18 protein-coding genes are annotated in these 17,487 nt (G+C 38.9%); 10 read left to right on the top strand and 8 right to left on the bottom strand.

All coding sequences use genetic code 11. The annotated features are described in order from the left end of the window. The first annotated feature begins 47 nt into the window (after positions 1-47). Entirely contained in the window at positions 48-626 is a 579-nt protein-coding gene (locus tag R0J88_RS04315) for a DJ-1/PfpI family protein (protein WP_410899200.1), read from the top strand. 245 nt (positions 627-871) lie between these two features. Next, the gene (locus R0J88_RS04310) at positions 872-3,205 is read left to right on the top strand and encodes a S9 family peptidase (RefSeq protein ID WP_410899199.1); all 2,334 of its coding nucleotides are present in this window, start codon (positions 872-874) and stop codon (positions 3,203-3,205) included. A gap of 176 nt (positions 3,206-3,381) precedes the next feature. On the opposite strand, the gene R0J88_RS04305 is transcribed toward R0J88_RS04310, so the two are convergent. The 4 genes from R0J88_RS04305 to R0J88_RS04290 form a co-directional block, all read right to left on the bottom strand. Continuing rightward, entirely contained in the window at positions 3,382-4,026 is a 645-nt protein-coding gene (locus R0J88_RS04305; protein ID WP_276755614.1) for a hypothetical protein, read from the bottom strand. Between the two features lie 164 nt (positions 4,027-4,190). Beyond that, positions 4,191-5,459, bottom strand: coding sequence for a HipA domain-containing protein (locus R0J88_RS04300; RefSeq protein ID WP_410899198.1), 1,269 nt, complete (start codon positions 5,457-5,459; stop codon positions 4,191-4,193). After that, entirely contained in the window at positions 5,452-5,739 is a 288-nt protein-coding gene (locus R0J88_RS04295; RefSeq protein WP_090495002.1) for a helix-turn-helix domain-containing protein, read from the bottom strand. The genes R0J88_RS04300 and R0J88_RS04295 overlap by 8 nt, the downstream gene beginning before the upstream one ends. A 364-nt stretch (positions 5,740-6,103) precedes the next feature. After that, on the bottom strand, positions 6,104-6,415 hold the full coding sequence (locus R0J88_RS04290) for a hypothetical protein (protein ID WP_039037334.1): 312 nt from the start codon (positions 6,413-6,415) through the stop codon (positions 6,104-6,106). A gap of 109 nt (positions 6,416-6,524) precedes the next feature. On the opposite strand from R0J88_RS04290, the gene nhaR reads away from it, so the two are divergent. The 3 genes from nhaR to R0J88_RS04275 all read left to right on the top strand — a co-directional run bounded on the left by nhaR (position 6,525) and on the right by R0J88_RS04275 (position 9,972). Then, a complete protein-coding gene (gene nhaR / locus R0J88_RS04285; RefSeq protein WP_410899197.1) occupies positions 6,525-7,418 on the top strand; it encodes a transcriptional activator NhaR in 894 nt (297 codons plus the stop codon). A 507-nt stretch (positions 7,419-7,925) separates the two neighbouring features. After that, a complete protein-coding gene (locus tag R0J88_RS04280; protein ID WP_410899196.1) occupies positions 7,926-8,900 on the top strand; it encodes a DUF1852 domain-containing protein in 975 nt (324 codons plus the stop codon). 31 nt (positions 8,901-8,931) lie between these two features. Continuing rightward, positions 8,932-9,972 (top strand): methionine synthase, encoded by a 1,041-nt coding sequence (locus R0J88_RS04275; RefSeq protein WP_410899195.1) that lies wholly within the window; start codon positions 8,932-8,934, stop codon positions 9,970-9,972. 518 nt (positions 9,973-10,490) lie between these two features. Here R0J88_RS04275 and R0J88_RS04270 read toward each other — a convergent pair. Then, positions 10,491-11,279 (bottom strand): hypothetical protein, encoded by a 789-nt coding sequence (locus R0J88_RS04270; protein ID WP_410899194.1) that lies wholly within the window; start codon positions 11,277-11,279, stop codon positions 10,491-10,493. Between the two features lie 454 nt (positions 11,280-11,733). Here R0J88_RS04270 and R0J88_RS04265 point away from each other — a divergent pair, with 454 nt between their 5' ends. Further along, complete coding sequence (locus R0J88_RS04265; protein ID WP_410899193.1) at positions 11,734-12,405, top strand: HAD family hydrolase; 672 nt, start codon at positions 11,734-11,736, stop codon at positions 12,403-12,405. 74 nt (positions 12,406-12,479) lie between these two features. Here R0J88_RS04265 and R0J88_RS04260 read toward each other — a convergent pair whose 3' ends face one another. Further along, the gene (locus R0J88_RS04260; protein ID WP_008130527.1) at positions 12,480-13,346 is read right to left on the bottom strand and encodes a LysR family transcriptional regulator; all 867 of its coding nucleotides are present in this window, start codon (positions 13,344-13,346) and stop codon (positions 12,480-12,482) included. A 114-nt stretch (positions 13,347-13,460) separates the two neighbouring features. On the opposite strand from R0J88_RS04260, the gene R0J88_RS04255 reads away from it, so the two are divergent. The 3 genes from R0J88_RS04255 to R0J88_RS04245 all read left to right on the top strand — a co-directional run bounded on the left by R0J88_RS04255 (position 13,461) and on the right by R0J88_RS04245 (position 15,151). Continuing rightward, positions 13,461-13,961, top strand: coding sequence for a lactoylglutathione lyase family protein (locus R0J88_RS04255; protein ID WP_008130525.1), 501 nt, complete (start codon positions 13,461-13,463; stop codon positions 13,959-13,961). A 200-nt stretch (positions 13,962-14,161) separates the two neighbouring features. Further along, positions 14,162-14,605 carry a GNAT family N-acetyltransferase gene (locus tag R0J88_RS04250; protein ID WP_008130523.1) on the top strand — a complete coding sequence of 148 codons (444 nt, stop codon included), beginning with the start codon at positions 14,162-14,164 and terminating at the stop codon, positions 14,603-14,605. A 57-nt stretch (positions 14,606-14,662) separates the two neighbouring features. Beyond that, the gene (locus R0J88_RS04245) at positions 14,663-15,151 is read left to right on the top strand and encodes a GNAT family N-acetyltransferase (RefSeq protein WP_410899192.1); all 489 of its coding nucleotides are present in this window, start codon (positions 14,663-14,665) and stop codon (positions 15,149-15,151) included. A 184-nt stretch (positions 15,152-15,335) separates the two neighbouring features. Here the strand turns inward: R0J88_RS04245 and R0J88_RS04240 are convergent, their stop codons facing one another. Beyond that, positions 15,336-16,175, bottom strand: coding sequence for a DUF2971 domain-containing protein (locus R0J88_RS04240; protein ID WP_410899191.1), 840 nt, complete (start codon positions 16,173-16,175; stop codon positions 15,336-15,338). A 111-nt stretch (positions 16,176-16,286) separates the two neighbouring features. Beyond that, a complete protein-coding gene (locus tag R0J88_RS04235; protein WP_410899190.1) occupies positions 16,287-16,838 on the bottom strand; it encodes a hypothetical protein in 552 nt (183 codons plus the stop codon). Positions 16,839-17,154: 316 nt separating this feature from the next. Between R0J88_RS04235 and R0J88_RS04230 the strand changes: the two genes are divergently transcribed. Beyond that, positions 17,155-17,454, top strand: a complete 300-nt coding sequence (locus R0J88_RS04230; protein WP_410899189.1) for a gamma-glutamylcyclotransferase family protein — start codon at positions 17,155-17,157, stop codon at positions 17,452-17,454. The last annotated feature ends 33 nt before the right edge of the window (positions 17,455-17,487 follow it).

Here is a 17,487-nt window from a genome sequence, read left to right as displayed (position 1 = left end):
TATGTAAAACATGCTAATTTAAACGTTTGAAATAGAAGGAACGCTAAATGAACATAGGTATTTATATATATGATGATGCTGAAGTACTCGACTTTTCAGGCCCATTTGAAGTATTTAGTACTGCTCAACGTTTAGCTAAACACGAGTGGAATATATTTTTAGTCGCGCAACATAATCAGCCGGTCAATGCGAGAGGCGGCTTCAGTGTAAACCCCCATTACAGTTTTGCTGATCATCCTCCTATAGATTTATTGTTAGTGGTTGGCGGTGTTCACAATAATGAGCTCACTAAAGCCGCTGTTATTGATTGGATAAAGCGCACAGCTCAGTTAGCCCCTGTCGTTGCATCGGTTTGTACAGGCGCATTTTTATTAGCAAAGGCAGAGCTATTAAATGGTAAAAATGTAACAACTCACTGGGAAGACATAAACGACCTAGCTGTGATGTTTCCTTTACTCAACGTAATAAGTAATAAGCGCTGGGTTAAGCATGATAAGTTTACAACCTCGGCGGGTATTTCGGCAGGTATCGATATGAGCTTACATTTAGTCGCTGAACATATAAGCCCTGAACTTGCAAAACTTACAGCAAAGCAAATGCAGTACACATGGCACAAAAATATTTAAATACGCCTTAACTCCACATTACTGCCTAACCAAGGCTGATAAGTTAGTGAAAAGTGAAAAGTGAAATATTGTTTATTATTTAAAGCAATACGGCTCAAATGTACCTATTTTGCGATAAGTGTGCTGATATAAAGCCAATAATTTTGATAAATTAAGATTAGTAGTACGAGTATGTATTACTAAATCAACTTATTGCAAAACTCATAAAATAATAGCGGTAAGTAAATACCACTTTAGGGACTCACATGAAAATACTTAAAACCTCAGTGCTTGCTTTTTCTATATTAGCGGGGCTGTCTTTATCTGGTTGTTCTATGACTCAAAATACCTCATCTACTTTAGCCTCGTCTGAAATAGACACGCCACTTTCACTCGCGCAAATTTATAAAGATAAAGAATTTAAAACCCAGCGAAGCACTTACTTTAAGTGGCTAGACGATGGTACCGGCTACACCGTACTTGAAGAGCGCGAAAGCGAAAAAGAAAAAGCAGACGATAACAACGCCGATGATGAAAAAGAACACGGCGTAAAAGGCAACGACATTGTATTTTATAATGCTGACGGCACAGGCCGAAAAGTATTGGTTGAATTTGAAAAGCTGTTGCCAGAGGGCGCAGACGAGCCATTTGCAATCGAAAGCTATCAGTGGTCAAAAGACGGTAAGTGGCTGATGGTATTTACCAACAGTGAGCAAGTTTGGCGCTCACGCAGCCGAGGCGACTTTTGGTTACTTAACCTTGAGACTAACCAATTACAGCAACTTGGTGGTAAAGACGTTGAGCCAACTAAGTTAATGTTTGCTAAGTTCTCGCCAGATAGCTCAAAAGTGGCTTACGTACGCGATAACAACATTTACATGCAATCGGTTGGCAGTAACGATGTAACAGCGCTTACAACCGATGGCAGCGCCACCATAGTTAACGGTAATTTTGATTGGGTATACGAAGAAGAATTCACCATTGCTGATGGTTTTCGTTGGAGCCCCGACAACAAATCAATCGCCTATTGGCAGCTTGATACCAGTGACGTTAAATTTTTCACTATGATCAACAACACCGACGAGCTCTACCCTACCCTTAAAAAATTCCCTTATCCTAAGGCAGGTGAAACCAACTCTGCCGTGCGTGTTGGTGTGGTAAGCCTTAGCGACAAACAAACCCGTTGGGCTGAGCTTGAAGGCGATAACCGCGACCGTTATATTCCGCGTATTAGCTGGGCAGGCACTGGTAAGGAATTAATGATCCAAGACTTAAACCGCCCACAAAGCCATAACAAAGTGTGGTTGTTTGATTGGCAAAAGCAGCAACTGACTAAAATTTTAGAAGACAAAGACGATGCGTTTATCGAATGGTTTTATAAAGCCAACTGGTCAAAAGACGGCGAGTTTTTTATTTGGCATAGCGAACGCGACGGTTGGCGCCATCTTTACCGTGTATCGCGCGATGGCAAAACTATTATCGACCTAACCCCAGGCAATTACGACATTATTGATATGCTGAGCATTAATGAAGATAAAAACGTAATGTATTTTATTGCCTCGCCAAACGATCCTGGTCAGCGTTATTTATACAGCACACTGCTTGATGGCAGCAGCAAACCGGCACGGGTTACACCTGCTGATTTTGAAGGCTCAAACAGCTACTACATGTCAAAAGATGCCTCATGGGCAATGCACACTTACTCTAAATTTGGTACGCCACCGACTAAAGAGATCATTAAAGTGAGCGATCATAGTAATGTAAAAACCTTAGTTGAAAATACAAAGCTTAAACAAAAACTGGCTGAGCAAAGCTTACCAAACCATGAGTTTTTTAAAGTAAACGCGCAAGATGGTACCGAGCTTGACGGCTACATTATGTTCCCAGAGAACATGGATAAAAGTAAAAAATATCCAATTGTGTTTTACGTATACGGCGAACCATGGGGCTCTACCGTGCAAGACCGCTGGGAAGGCAACAGTTACCTGTATAAATCACTGTTAACGCAAAAAGGCTTTATTGTGGCATCGATTGATAACCGTGGTACACGTGCACCAAAAGGCCGCGATTGGCGTAAATCAATTTATAAAAAAATTGGCTCAATTACCGTGCAAGACCAAGTAGACGCCCTAGATGCTATGGCTAAACGTTGGGATGTAATAGACACCGACCGTGTTGGCGTATGGGGGCATTCAGGGGGCGGTAGTTCAACCCTTAACTTACTGTTCCGCCACGGTGATAAATTTAAAGTGGGCATTGCCTCAGCACCCGTGCCAGACATTCGTTTGTACGACACCATTTACCAAGAGCGTTATGCGGGCAACCCAAATACAGACCCAGAGAGTTACGATAACACCTCGCCGATTACCTTTGCTAAAAACCTAACTGGTAAGCTACTGCTTATTCATGGCACAGGCGATGATAACGTGCATTACCAAGGTTCAGAGCGATTAATTGACGAGCTTGTAAAGCATAATAAGCAGTTTGAGTTTTTCTCATACCCTAACCGCTCACACAGCCTACGTGAAGGCAAAGGCACCACTTTGCATTACCATACTATGATGGCCGACTTTTTTGAAAAGCATTTATTAAACAAGTAATCGATTTAAAAAAGTAAAAGACTGAAGCCGCATACTAATTATGAGTGTGCGGCTTTTTAATCAAAATGGTGCGGGGGTTTACAAAGCGTAGGTTGGGTAGAGAGCAACGAAACCCAACAAAAATTTGTAGGTATTGGCTGAGTAATAAATGACCCATGGCCTTTTAGTTATTGTTTTTATATTTTAGAGATACTGTAAGGCTTTAATTTTTTTAGTTCTCTAGATTTGTTAACTAAATTCTCGATAAAAGGTAAATAGTTCTCTTCTGATGCCCGTATTTCTAATAATTTTTGAGCTATACTTTTTACTTCTTTAGCCCACTCTCTGTCCTCAATATCGTCAGTAACTTGTTGGAAGAACTGTATAGCTTGGTCTATGTCACCACTCACTAAACATGCCATACCTCTATTATATTTTGACCAAATAGAGCTATTGTCACTGAGCTCGTTAATTACATGCTCTTTCAAAGATTTTTTATCGGAAAATAAATTTCTAATGTGTGAAATTATAGGCTTTGCTTCATCTACTAATATTTGAACTTGATGTTTAAATTGTTCTTCTGATTCAAACTCAACAAACTTTATTTCTCTAAAAAAGCTTACATCAAACGAGTAATGTTCTTTTGGATACCATTGAAAGCATACCGCAATATTGAGAGAGGAGCCTTTTTTCCACCTTGATGGCTGGAATTCTATTACAGTTGTCCAAAGGCCATTATCATCAAGCCAGATTCTTGATTGCCCTTTTCTTTTAACACCTATTGGTTTAAATGCTTCTCTTACAATTGTATTAATAATCTTTTGATGCGGTGAAATGGGCATGCTTTTCCCTCATATTGTTATCCTTAATGGTCAGTACAGCTTTCGTCATTTGTATTGCTTCAATAGCACTTTGTGATAAGGACATGCTCAATAGTATAATTTAGCAATACGTGTCCAAATCATAGGTTAAACAAGTTTTGTCGTGTGTTGCCATTAAACATAGTTTAACTCAACTTCCCAACCATTTCTTTAACTACTAAAAACTGCACTTGTCTTAACATTCTTAATTCCGCTGCGCGCACATCAGCAGGTGGCATATTAGCAATTTCTTGGTATAAGTTACTAAATTCACTTTCTATATTTTCTACAAAATAACTTAGCTGTTTTATTGCTGCAGAGCTTGGAATACCAAGTTCTTTTGCAAAAGCGATAACATCAACTTTGTTGACATCACAGAAACGTTTTTTATCATTGATAGGAACGGATAAGGCTTCTTTTAGAGGGTTACCACCTTCTGGGGCATAAATAATGGTGCTTAATAAATCATAAAACGGTGTTATTTGCGCAGATCCGTTTTCGTAATAAAAACTGATATTTTTTAAATGCGCATCTCCATTTCCGACTAATAAATTATAAATTACCCATTGATATAACTTGATGGCCGTTGCTGCTTTAGGCCGTACCTTATTGAGTATTTTTTGGTATGTTTCAACCGTTGATGCAGAATATTTGGAATGTCTGCTATAACTTAATAACTGGCAACTATCTATAATATGCTTACGCTCTTGATCAGGATAACTTCCTGCACGGTCAAAGCGCTCAACCAAATAGGTCGGCTCGGGCGTATAAGTAAGTTCTACATTGGGTACATCTAACCCCAATCGTCCCGCTAGTTTCATCATAAACCATTCATTGCATGTCGTTTGCCAATATTGGTCTGGCTCAGAATGATCGGGTTTAAGTATATGAGTTGAAGGTGTGCCTTCATTTCCTTCAAATAATTCATCGCCGAGCTTAATAACTAGCATTTTATGCTGCGCGCCAGCAAGTGACATACGGCTACTTTGGCGGATATTTAACGGTGCTCTGGGTAAGTTTTTAATTCGCCTAGATAGCTCGGCAAAAGGTAACGGTATTGCACTAGGGCTTGGAAAATCGACATGCTCTGGTAATAGCGTTAAAGCACCAGCAGACTCAATACCGGATGCAGTAAGTAGAGCAAATGAATCCTCGTGATCCACTTTCACTTCTTTTGCCAATAACTCACGTGCATTTTCTTCTGGCAGTAAATTATCAAAAAACTGCTGCACAGGCCGCGTAGTACCAGAATCAAGAATGATTTGATCTTGTAATGGAATGCTGGGAGTTATTGCAAATTTATTAGCTGAGTTAAGCCAATCTTGATCGTATTTAAATGACCAAAAACCGTTACTATCTTTTAATTGGCCCATGAGCTGTTTGCCAGCATAAACATCAAGTGATCTATTATTCATTGCCAGCCACCATGTTCTGGATTTGCATTAGTAATTTACTTTTAGCCTTTTCATCATGTTGAGGTACAACCACGTCTATTTTTACTTCTAAGCCTAAAGCTTCCATTAAATCAAACGCGCGGCCGATTGATAACGAACCTGTGCCATTTTCAAAGTCACTCACTGTATTAATACTAATACCGGAGAAATCTCCCGCAGTTTTTTGGTCAAGCTTTTGGCTTTTCCTCACAATGCTTGCCAATTTACCTAGTTGTTTTGCTGACTTTATCGTGACTTCCATTACCAATCCAAAATTCACAGTGTTTTGTGAATAATAGTTAAAAAAGTACAAGAAAGCTAATAATTCACAATGTTTTGTGAATTATAGCGAAAGTTAACTCAGTAAAAGGTAAATTCACAGTATTTTGTGAATTACTAAATTAATAAACATGAACCTAATAAATTCACAATAAACTATGAATTTAGGTAATTGAAAATTTCACTCTCTTTTTAATCAAAATGTAATGGGAGTTTACAGCTGGATTTAAAGATTAAAGGAACAAGAATACTGCTCAATGGTAATAATTGAATTGTTTAATACTAAACACAGCTTGGAATTAGAGATACATTAAAAAAGTAGCATCCTTGCTACTACAAGTGCGATATTAAGAGCTTGGTTGCGAAGGTTGATACTTATTAACGAGAATGTGCTGCAAACTTTTAAGTGCACGCTTTATCGCTTGCAGCATACTTCGTCCTTTTGTATGTACATTAATACTGGGTAGCCCAGGTAAAAGAATATTAATTTTGCACTGCTGTAAAGTGCCGTGGCGATCACTCGAAAGATCATTTATTTGAATCTCCACTTTGCGAATATTTAAAGCATGTTTTGCCAATTGTGTTTTGATCAGCTTTAAAAGCGACATCTTTTCACTCGCGTTAATTATCTTGTTTTTAACTGTAAGTTTTAGCTTCATGCAATTACACCTTTTAATAGTACCTATGTTGCAGGCATGACTGTAATCTACTAACTTAGAGGCAAAGGAAAAAGCTGATTATTTCTTACTTTAAAACAGGTATTTTCGAATGATTACCAACATCAACTACAATCACTTATATTATTTTTGGCAGGTAAGTAAGCACGGCAGTATTGCAGCGGCCAGTAAAATACTTAATTTAACGCCGCAAACGGTCAGCTCACAAATTACTAACTTAGAGCAACGACTAGGAAAACCACTGTTTGTTCGCCAAGGGCGAGGTCTACAGTTAACGGAATTTGGCCATGTAACCCAGCAATACACCAATGATATGTTTGCTATTGCTCACGAATGGCTCGAAACCACGCAAGGTGATACCACGCACTATTCACGAACGTTAAAGGTCGGTATTTCAGATGTGTTGCCCAAATCACTGGTGTCAAAGTGGCTAGCCCCTCTAATTAATAACGACCGTATTACCAACTTACACTGTATTGACGGTCAGCAAAATGAACTGCTTGCACAAATGGCGATTCATAAGCTTGATTTAGTGTTAGCCGATAAACCGCTCGATACCACTTTATCGTTTAAGGCGTTTTGCCATGAAATAGGCAAAAGCCAAATAGCTCTTTTTGGAAACAAAACATGGCATACGCAGCTACATAAGCAGTTTCCGCAATCTTTAAATAACAAGCCTTTAGTGCTCCCCGCAAAAGAAAGCCCCGTTGCGCGTGCTATGTATTATTGGCTGCAAGAACATAAGATTGAAATGACAATAGCTGGCCATGTCGACGACAGCGCATTAATGAAGTCGTTAGGTGAACAAGGGTTTGGCATATTCCCTGCGCCTATTTCGGTAAGAGCCGAAGTAGAGCGTCACTACGACGTTAATTATATTGGTACAATTAAAAATGTTTATCAGCATTATTATGCCTTTACGCCCGACAGGCTTATTAAAGACAGTATTTACGATGAATTTATAAAGCACGCTCAAACAACGTAAGCTTAGCGCTACTCGTCACGTAGTTATCAATGTGTTTAACTAAGCGCCCTATTTTTAAATACTAAATTGTATTTAAAAAATAAACATTTCCTCATTTAGCTTTATATTAAATTTTTAACGTGGGTTGTGACTTTTAAGTCATTAAATTAATTAGACTTTATTAAATGGCAGACCTGTCAGTACAAACGATAAGCACGTTCTAAAAGCATTGAATATTATTCAGGTTTTATATGAATAAACTGCATAGCTTACTTTATTAAATAGAAATCTAGACGTCTAAATTGAGTTGTACCCCTCATCAGCAACTAATCAATATTACTAACTTAATGAATTCACTCAAGCGTGAATCTGTCTCATGTTTTACCTGAAATAAACCCGTTTTTCTTCATGCTGCATACCGCGTATAAATTCATTAACTCTGCAAAGCATCACTACTGCTTAACCGTTATGTCGTTTTAACAACCAGTTAATAAAAGCAGTAACCACTCAAATTGAAAGGATATGGCTATGAGCACTGATCTTACATTTACTATTAAAAGCACTAGCTTGGATGAAAACTACCACCCATCAAATAACACACGTATTACAACCAATTTCGCTAATTTAGCAAGGGGTGAAAGCCGCCAACAAAACCTGCGTAATACCCTAAAAATGATCAACAATCGTTTTAATGCACTCGCCAGTTGGGATAACCCACAAGGGGATCGTTACGAGGTTGAGCTAGAGATCATTTCGGTTGATTTAGACATTGCAGGCAGTGGTCAGGCATTTCCGTCAATTGAGGTATTAAAAACCAATATTATTGACCGCCAAACCAACGAGCGAATTGAAGGCATGGTGGGTAATAACTTTTCATCGTATGTGCGCGACTACGATTTTAGTGTGTTATTGCTTGAGCATAACAAAAGCAAACCGCAATTTAGTATCCCTGATAACTTTGGTGACTTACACGGCAAGTTGTTTAAATGCTTTGTAAACTCAAATACCTATAAACAGCACTTTAAAAAGCCACCGGTTATTTGTTTAAGCGTGTCTGATAACAAAACCTATCAGCAAACCGAAAACTTACACCCTATTTTAGGCGTAGAGTACCAGCCTAATGAGTCGTCGTTAACTGAGCAATATTTTAAAAAAATGGGCTTACAAGTGCGCTACTTTATGCCACCAAACAGCGTTGCACCGTTAGCGTTTTACTTTTTTGGTGACTTACTTAACGACTACAGCAACCTTGAACTAATTAGCACTATTAGCACTATGGAAACGTTTCAAAAAATTTATCGTCCAGAAATTTATAACGCTAATGCCGCCGCAGGTAGCCGTTACAAACCTAATTTAAAAAATGACGACCATTCGTTAACGCAAATTGTGTATGACCGCGCAGAGCGAGGTCAATTAGCGGTTGAGCAAGGCAAATTTACCGAGCAGCATTTTATTAAGCCTTATCAATCAGTACTGCAGCAGTTCTCAGCAAGTATCGCTTAATCACACAGCAAAATTAAAGGCAGCATTTATTATGAAAAAACTATTACCCACTTCATCAGCAGGCAGCTTGCCAAAACCGTCATGGCTTGCCGAACCCGAAACCTTATGGTCACCGTGGAAACTAAAAGGCAGTGAGCTGGTTGATGGCAAACACGACGCCCTGCGAATTACTCTGCACGAGCAACAAACTGCAGGCGTAGATATAGTCAGCGATGGCGAACAAACTCGCCAGCACTTTGTAACCACCTTTATTGAACACTTAAATGGCGTTGATTTTGAAAACCGTAAAACAGTTAAAATTCGCGACCGTTACGATGCCAGCGTACCCACAGTGGTTGGCCCTGTGTCTCGCACTAAATCGGTATTTGTTGAAGACGCTAAGTTTTTACGCCAGCAAACCAGCCAACCAATTAAATGGGCACTGCCTGGGCCAATGACCATGATCGACACCCTGTATGACGATCACTATAAAAGCCGTGAAAAACTAGCATGGGAATTTGCTAAAATACTCAACCAAGAAGCCAAAGAGCTAGAAGCCGCTGGGGTTGATATAATTCAATTTGATGAACCCGCTTTTAACGTTTTTTTTGACGAGGTAAACGACTGGGGCATAGCCTGCCTTGAGCGAGCTATAGAAGGGTTAAAATGCGAAACCGCCGTGCATATTTGCTACGGCTACGGCATTAAAGCCAACACCGATTGGAAGAAAACCCTCGGCACCGAGTGGCGACAATACGAAGAAGTATTCCCTAAGCTGCAAAAATCGAATATAGATATTATTTCCCTCGAATGCCAAAACTCACAGGTACCCATAGAGCTACTTGAACTCGTTCGCGGTAAAAAAATAATGGTAGGCGCAATCGATGTAGCCACCCATACTATAGAAACCCCTGAAGAGGTGGCCAACACCCTTCGCGAAGCGCTTAAATATGTAGATGCCGATAAACTCTACCCTTGCACCAACTGCGGCATGGCACCCCTACCGCGTGATATTGCTAACGGCAAACTAAACGCTCTAAGCAAAGGCGCAGAGCTAGTACGTAACGAGCTATTAGCAGCGAATGTAGCTTAACTTTTAGTTACAACTGCTGCAAAAAAGCCACCCATTAACAAATATTTAGGTGTGGCTTTTTTAATCAAAATGTAACGGGGGTTTACAGCTGAATTTAGAGGTGAAAGGTTAAAGGTGAAAGATATCAGGAGAAAGGTCTTAAGTTCGTTGAATATTGGTTGGGTGAATGCTACAAAATCTAGCGTAATTAAATAAACTTAACCAAGCCGCTAGTTTTTTCAATGGGCTGGAGAGTGCCATCAGCAGACAGGTAGAAGCTATAATATCTGAAGTTTAGATTTACACTTCTAGCCTCTTTGGTTCTTCATTTTTAAACTCCGAAAATAATTTTTACTTCAGTTTAGATGTTGGAAATCCAATTACTTATTAAGTAGAAAGTCGGAAAAAGATGAATTGCTAATACATCAGGTTTGAAGTGCCACTTTGCTCATCACTTTGAGATTCAACGATGCTCCTTGATGAGCATTGTTTAACCTAGCTTTATTATCGTGCCCACTCGTATAAAAAGTTTTAGAGCACTACTCACAAACACTAATGACGCCAATATATATCGGACTATTTTGAATATTTGCCGAAGCGAAACCTATTTCTTCAGTTTGAAATCCGGAAAACTCTGTCGCACTGTCTATCTCAAATCCCACATCACGCAGCAGTTTACAATTCAAAGAGTTGTTAGTGCCGTCCTCTACAGAGTAAAACGCGCCAGTACAGTTATTATCTGATAAGCATGCATTTTGACATTGTTCAAAACCAAAATGTGCATCTTCTGCTGGATCTGATGAATATAATGCAATTGCAAGCATATGCCTAACGTTATAAGCCACTGCATTTTCTGCTTGTAGTTTATAAGACCCTCCAGGGGTACTTTCCCATTTCCATAGCCCACAAGGGTCTTGGATAGGATCTGCTGCTAAATTGTCTAGTGCATGCCAATTGCCGTCGACGGTCGCATTTTCATAGTCCTCACTTGAACCTGTAAACAATGTAATGCCTAATGCAAATGCAGAAGAATAGGATTGTCGAGTGTGTTGATTTGTTATTGTTTGCGTAGTGCTATTTACAAGAGTATTTGTGGGGCTTAAATCTATAATGGTACGACAGTCATATACATCGATAACGCCGTCGGAGTTTGTATCTTCATCAGGCATGGTTTTATTTCCATCTTCATTTAAATCCCAACAACTCAGCCCTGCTATACCCTGAGGACCAGATTCCCCCTGTGCTCCGGAAACTCCATCATCTCCCTCGAGTTCACACCCAACAATAAAGAATGTTAAAAACCATATGGTTACTACCTTATATTTCATAATAAGAATCCAACGATAAAGACAATACTTATTTATAGTTCAGGTTATAAAATTAATATAGTTTTCAAAATGTATAAGAAGCAAAAGGGGTAAAGTCTCAGTTCTGACATCAAATTTATTGACCGACCCGTTATCCTTATTTTGCCTATTAGACAAAGTCTAAAGGAATAAGATAAATCAGTAACCCTCTACTTTTAGCTATTACTTAATTTGATTTATAACTAGCACTTATAAGCTCAACAGCCGTTCTAGCCATTCTAAAACGAGCGAGTATCTCGGGTTTGAAAGCGCTGTTTCTTTAATTAAAATGTTGCGGGGTTTCTGTTAGCGTTTATAGCGCGGGTGTTGTTGCTGTACCTTTTTATATAACAAATTAACAACGTTGAGCAGTCGTTCAAAGTAAGTTAAGCTCGAAACAATTAGGCTACAAGTAACTTAAATTTTGGGAGCAAACATGGCAACCACACTCGCATTTGACGTATACGGCACGCTAATAAACACCCACGGCGTTCTATCTTTACTTGAAAATATGATTGGCGATAAAGCGCAAAACTTTTCAAATACATGGCGTGAAAAACAGTTAGAGTATTCGTTTAGGCGCGGCTTAATGCAAAACTATGTTCCGTTTTCAGTGTGTACTAAACAGGCGTTAGACTACGCTTGCCTAGCGCATAAAACTCCACTCTCTGATGAACAAAAACAGCAATTGCTTGAGCAATATAAAATTTTACCCGCCTTTGACGATGTTAAAAAAGGGCTTGAGCAACTTAAAGCACAAAATTACCGGTTGTTTGCATTTTCTAATGGCGCTGCTGATGCGGTAAATACTTTGCTCGAAACGGCAGGCATAAGTGATTATTTTGAAGGTGTTGTAAGCGCCGACGATATGAAAACATTTAAACCAAACCCAGGTGTTTACAGCCACTTTTTACGCGAGGCAAATTCAACGGGTGCAAACACGTGGCTTATTTCGAGTAACCCGTTTGATATAACCGGCGCTATTTCGCATGGCATGCGCGGTGCGTGGATAAAGCGTTCTGAGGATTCTATTTTTGATCCATGGGAAATTCAGCCAACCACCACGGCAACCGATTTAGTTGATTTAAAAACCAAATTAGTAAGTTAAAAACGAGCCCCTTTTTTGAGCCTTATCAAAAACCAACGCTGTAAAGGGGCTTTACGGGCGCATTTATACGCGCCCTAGCCTGATTTTATTGCTTCAATTACTGTATTCATGCGCTTTGCCATTGGCCTATTACGGTGATGGCACACATAAATATTTTCGCTAATCGGATTAGCTAAGTGGTGCGTTTTTATCAGTCCGGGTTTATTAAATGCGCTAACAGCATGCGCAGGTAAAACCGTAAAACCCAACCCTAAACTTATCGGCTCCAGTATTAAACTTATTTGGTTAGAAAACCCCGTTTGCTTAATTTGATCAACATGCTCAAACTCACTGTAGTTTTCGCTAAGTAATAGCTGCGCGTGGTGTTTTGCATCGGGGTGGCCAATAAAGCCAAGCTCACATAAAACCTCCCACGTTGGGTTTTTAATATGTGCAGGTGTTACTAATAATAAAGCTTCTTTACCAATTTTGTGGCTAGTAACTTCGCTAAGTGTTGGCGCTTGAGTTAAAAACCCAATATCGGCACTATGATTTGCCACCGCTTGTTCAACACTGGTATTTGGAGCAAAGCGGTAATCTATAACTAGCTCCTTGTGCTCTACTTGCATTGCTAATAGTTGATTGTAAAACTTTAGCCCACAACTACCAGGCGATTGTATTTTTACTAAACCGCTGTAAGGCGAGTCATCTTTTAATTGCTGCTCTAAAAATTGCCATTCTTTTAATAACAAGCTGCCTTGTTGATACAAGTTTTGCCCATGTACGGTAAGGGTAAATTGTTTGCCGTGGCGCTCTAATAGCGCGCAGTTTACTTGCTGCTCTAGTTTTTTTATATGCTGACTTACGCCCGATTGGGTCATAAATAAGCGCTCGGCGGTTTGGGTAAAATGATTTACCTCAACCAACGTGCAAAACGTGTTTAACCATGTCGGGTTTATCATTGCAAAACATACTCAAAATGATGATTAATGATAATTTTACTTAATAACGCATGGTTCGTAAACTAACTCCATCAACTCGTTACAAAACAAGCCACACGTTAAAGAGGACAGATTATGAGTCATACATATCCACGTAGTTTTTCGCACATTGGTATTTCAGTACCAGATGTTGAAAAAGCCGTAGAGTTTTACACTAAGGTGATGGGCTGGTACACCATAATGGAGCCTACCGTGATCACTGAAGATAACAGCCCCATCGGCGAAATGTGTACCGATGTATTTGGTCCAAATTGGGAAAAATTTAAAATAGCACACCTTTCAACAGGCGACCGAATTGGGGTAGAAATTTTCGAATTTAAAGACCAAGAAAACCCTAAAGATAACTTTGAATACTGGAAAACCGGTATCTTTCATTTTTGTGTACAAGACCCAGATGTTGAAGGCTTAGCGGATCGTATTGTTGCAGCAGGTGGTAAAAAACGTATGCCAGAGCCACGTTACTACTATCCTGGCGAAAAGCCGTACCGCATGATCTACATGGAAGACCCGTTTGGTAACATCCTTGAGATTTACAGCCACAGCTACGAGCTTATTTACAGCGCAGGCGCTTACTAAACGTAGCTAATTTAAAAAAGTTTAGCTAAAAACAAAGGCCGCAGTATTTATTTACAGCGGCCTTTTTGTTTTAAATAGACTTGTAGATTATTAATTTGGCTAATTTAGGGGGGTATAAAAATCAATCTCTTCATTTGATTGATTATAGGTACATTCATTGGTAGCTTACTAATTACACAAAGTCTCTCTAAAGGAAAAACATGAATTTGTCATTGGAAGACATCACCGCCGATAACTACGAAGCCATATGCGATTTAGAGGTTGCTAAAACACAAGAAGAATACGTGGCATGCAATATGTGGTCATTAATAGAGGCGCACTACAATAGCGGGTATACCTGTAAAGCTATTTACTTAAATGGTGTACCAGTAGGCTTTTTTATGTGGGTACAAGAAACCCCTACAAAGGTTTCTATTTGGCGCTTTATGGTAGATCAAACTCATCAAAATAAAGGCATTGGGCGCAAAGCACTGGCTATGGCAATTGAAGAGATTAAAGCAACTCCTAAGCTTAAACAAATCGAGATTTGTTATAACCCGCAAAATCCTGTTGCTAAAAACTTTTATACAAGTTTTGGCTTCGAAGAAGTTGGCCTCGATGAGGATGACGACGATATGTTAGCGGTTATTAAAATTAGCCGTTAACTCATTGATAAGTAGACCGCTAATTTTAAGGAATAATAATAGTTGAAAGGAAATACTGTGATCATAAGATCATTTTCAGAGAACGATTTTTTAGCCGTTCAAAATATTTATCAGCAAGGTATTGATACCGGCAACGCGACCTTTCAAACTGAAGCGAAAAGTTGGCAACAGTGGAATAGTTCTATGCTCAACTATTGTCGTCTTGTAGCTGTTGAGGATGAAAAGGTGCTTGGCTGGGCCGGGTTATCTGCCGTTTCTAGCCGTGAGGTATACTCGGGCGTTGCCGAGGTAAGTGTATATGTTGCAAACCAAGCCCAAGGTAAAGGTTTAGGGCACGCATTACTTTGTGCACTCATTAATGAATCAGAAAGCAACGGTATATGGATGCTACAAGCCAGTATCTTCCCTGAAAATACTAATAGTATTGCTTTACATGCTCGCAATGGTTTTAGGCAGGTTGGAAACCGAGAGAAACTAGGTAAATTAAATGGTGTGTGGCGCAATGTAGTTTTAATGGAAAGGCGCAGCGCCATAGTGGGTTTATAATCACACAAACAGCGCAATAAGTACGTATGTGCCTTTGATTAGTATTAAACCATATTAGCGGCCATTGTGGCCGCCGAAAAAACTAATCATTAAAGCAAAATATCTTGCCAATTATTATCAATATTTTAAGTTGTCGAGTGTCTAAATAGTGCCATGAGCGGACGGTTGTAACCTTATTCACTTGTTATAACTCTATGAACTCAAGACAAAACTCTTCATTTGATATTTTTGCTTGTTTAATCGCTACGTGAGGATAATTTTTTCTTACCACCGTTAAAATGTTTTCTTTTACATTGTTTTCTATACATGCACCTAGAATTATCTCTTTAACCGCTGAGTTAGGAAATTGAAATAGGTGTATCGGTAAGGAGGTTGTTGTGCTGATAGTCTTTTCGCTATCCTCCAATGCAGCACACATTCTCCATTCTTGCTCATATTCCCAAGCCTGTGACTTAATTAAAAATAGCTCGACACCATTCAATTGATTTAAAAGTTTGGAGGGTCTAATTTTACTGTATGTGACTTTACGCAAATGATAAAACTCATCGACCTCGCTTCTCTTTCTGTTGAAGAAGGGTGAAGTATTATCAAACCCGATACAGAACCCTTTATGAGAATACGCGTAATGCGACCACATCAGAAGATTGTCGTTTTTTTCCGTTAGAGAAAGAACACCAATTAATGTGTTTGCTTTATCAATAAAAACTCTAGTTGTTTCAATGCCCATTTCTTTAAATTTGGTTTCCAAAGAAGGCCAATGCTGTTCATATAATTTACGTGTAACTGCTTCTAGCTGTGCAGGTGAAATTTGTTTGCGTATTTCTGAAGGGAATTTTTGAAGTTCTTCTTGAACCATTGTTTTAAGATCTTCATCCATAGCCTTATCGAATTCTTCCTTTGAAGCCACTGACGAAATTACTGGTCGAAACTCAAAAGGATCATTAAAATCGGCTGGCTGAGTAAAACGTATATGGCCAGAGGCTAAAACATCAATTCTATCGGGCTCTAGGTATTTGAAAAGCAAAATACTCTCTCCTTGAGTTATAACGCCACCTTAAGTGGTGAGCGACAGTTTGCTAAAATGTGAAACGAAGTGGAATCGAGCAAACTGTTACGAATCCGACTTTAAGGCCTGTTATGCAGCTGCTTTTCGAGTTTTAAGTATTTCTCTTAAAGACATTATTCTTGCTACATCTTCTTGGCAGACCTCCTTTATTTTTTGTAACTCCATTTCGACATAATTTTTATCAATTTCACGTTTGTCTTTGACAAGCTGTCTAAGGAACGTTTCATATGAGTTTTGTCGGAATTTATTTTGATCATAATTATGATTAATATAAAGTTGATAACGTGATTCATAATCTATTATAAGGCTTTTATTGACCACTTTACCTTCTTTAACTGCATGAAAGTAAATTCGAGCACTTGCAATCGAGTTTTTAATTATGTCACACTCAATAGGAGTAGCTACACCGTTTAACTGAGAAGCCATTTCATGATATGCGCTCTGAAGAAACTTTCTAGACTGCTCTACACTTGCCTCATTTATGTCCTTTTTGTAGCCCATGATGTTCTCCATGTGCTCAAGGCAAGTATCAATATAATCAATTACTCTTTGAGTTTTTTCTTTTTGTTTAGCACTTCGCATCCCAAAAGCTTGCAGCGCTATTCCAATTAACTTTATCACTTTTAATATTCCGATATTTACAGGCTACTCATAGCTGCATAACAATTCAATAGTGTGCTCATCGCGCATATTTCTGCCGACTTAACGCTCATTTATCTACTTTTAACAAATTACCTAAGGTATTACTATAACTAAGTTTTCTAAAGTTTTTAGGTAAAGTTAAATAGAACAATATTAAAGGTGGGTGTCATTGTAAGAGTAAAATTTCACTCGTGAGTTTTTTCATATTTAGTTAAGCTTTAGCTTAGTTAAACATAATCATTAGCCTTAATTTAGGAGTTTACGTGTTAGAAGCGTTATTTGTATATGGCACCTTATGCCCAGGGCATCCGACGAGCATATTCTTGCCAATATTGGCGGTACGTTTGAGCAATGCAGTGTGGTTGGCAACTTAATTAACGAGGGCTGGGGCGCCAAAATGGGCTTTCCTGCACTGGTATTAGACGAAACAGGTCAAGAGATAAAAGGTTATGTGTTTAGCTCAACTAATTTAAAAGATCACTGGCATGTGCTCGATGAATTTGAAGGCGATGCGTACTCACGCATTTTAACGCAAATAAAATTGTTAAACGGCGAATTCGTTCTGGCAAATGTATATGCTCTTAACGTGAAGTAATTTATATAGCAGCGCTTTTTAAGCTAAAGCTCT

It is taken from the genome of Pseudoalteromonas sp. SIMBA_162 (genome assembly GCF_046535955.1).
GTDB classification, from domain to species: Bacteria; Pseudomonadota; Gammaproteobacteria; order Enterobacterales; family Alteromonadaceae; genus Pseudoalteromonas; species Pseudoalteromonas marina.
Note: the sequence above shows the minus strand (reverse complement) of the source record. Positions and strands in the feature narration are given on the sequence as shown.

Excerpts from the sequence above, each read along its gene's own strand:
- R0J88_RS04270 (WP_410899194.1), bottom strand. The coding sequence starts at position 11,279 with ATGAAATATAAGGTAGTAACCATATGGTTTTTAACATTCTTTATTGTT.
- R0J88_RS04260 (WP_008130527.1), bottom strand. The coding sequence starts at position 13,346 with ATGATAAACCCGACATGGTTAAACACGTTTTGCACGTTGGTTGAGGTA.
- nhaR (WP_410899197.1), top strand. The coding sequence starts at position 6,525 with ATGATTACCAACATCAACTACAATCACTTATATTATTTTTGGCAGGTA.
- R0J88_RS04300 (WP_410899198.1), bottom strand. The coding sequence starts at position 5,459 with ATGAATAATAGATCACTTGATGTTTATGCTGGCAAACAGCTCATGGGC.
- R0J88_RS04265 (WP_410899193.1), top strand. The coding sequence starts at position 11,734 with ATGGCAACCACACTCGCATTTGACGTATACGGCACGCTAATAAACACC.
- R0J88_RS04230 (WP_410899189.1), top strand. The coding sequence starts at position 17,155 with ATGCCCAGGGCATCCGACGAGCATATTCTTGCCAATATTGGCGGTACG.
- R0J88_RS04310 (WP_410899199.1), top strand. The coding sequence starts at position 872 with ATGAAAATACTTAAAACCTCAGTGCTTGCTTTTTCTATATTAGCGGGG.
- R0J88_RS04290 (WP_039037334.1), bottom strand. The coding sequence starts at position 6,415 with ATGAAGCTAAAACTTACAGTTAAAAACAAGATAATTAACGCGAGTGAA.
- R0J88_RS04280 (WP_410899196.1), top strand. The coding sequence starts at position 7,926 with ATGAGCACTGATCTTACATTTACTATTAAAAGCACTAGCTTGGATGAA.
- R0J88_RS04250 (WP_008130523.1), top strand. The coding sequence starts at position 14,162 with ATGAATTTGTCATTGGAAGACATCACCGCCGATAACTACGAAGCCATA.
- R0J88_RS04305 (WP_276755614.1), bottom strand. The coding sequence starts at position 4,026 with ATGCCCATTTCACCGCATCAAAAGATTATTAATACAATTGTAAGAGAA.
- R0J88_RS04315 (WP_410899200.1), top strand. The coding sequence starts at position 48 with ATGAACATAGGTATTTATATATATGATGATGCTGAAGTACTCGACTTT.
- R0J88_RS04255 (WP_008130525.1), top strand. The coding sequence starts at position 13,461 with ATGAGTCATACATATCCACGTAGTTTTTCGCACATTGGTATTTCAGTA.
- R0J88_RS04275 (WP_410899195.1), top strand. The coding sequence starts at position 8,932 with ATGAAAAAACTATTACCCACTTCATCAGCAGGCAGCTTGCCAAAACCG.
- R0J88_RS04295 (WP_090495002.1), bottom strand. The coding sequence starts at position 5,739 with ATGGAAGTCACGATAAAGTCAGCAAAACAACTAGGTAAATTGGCAAGC.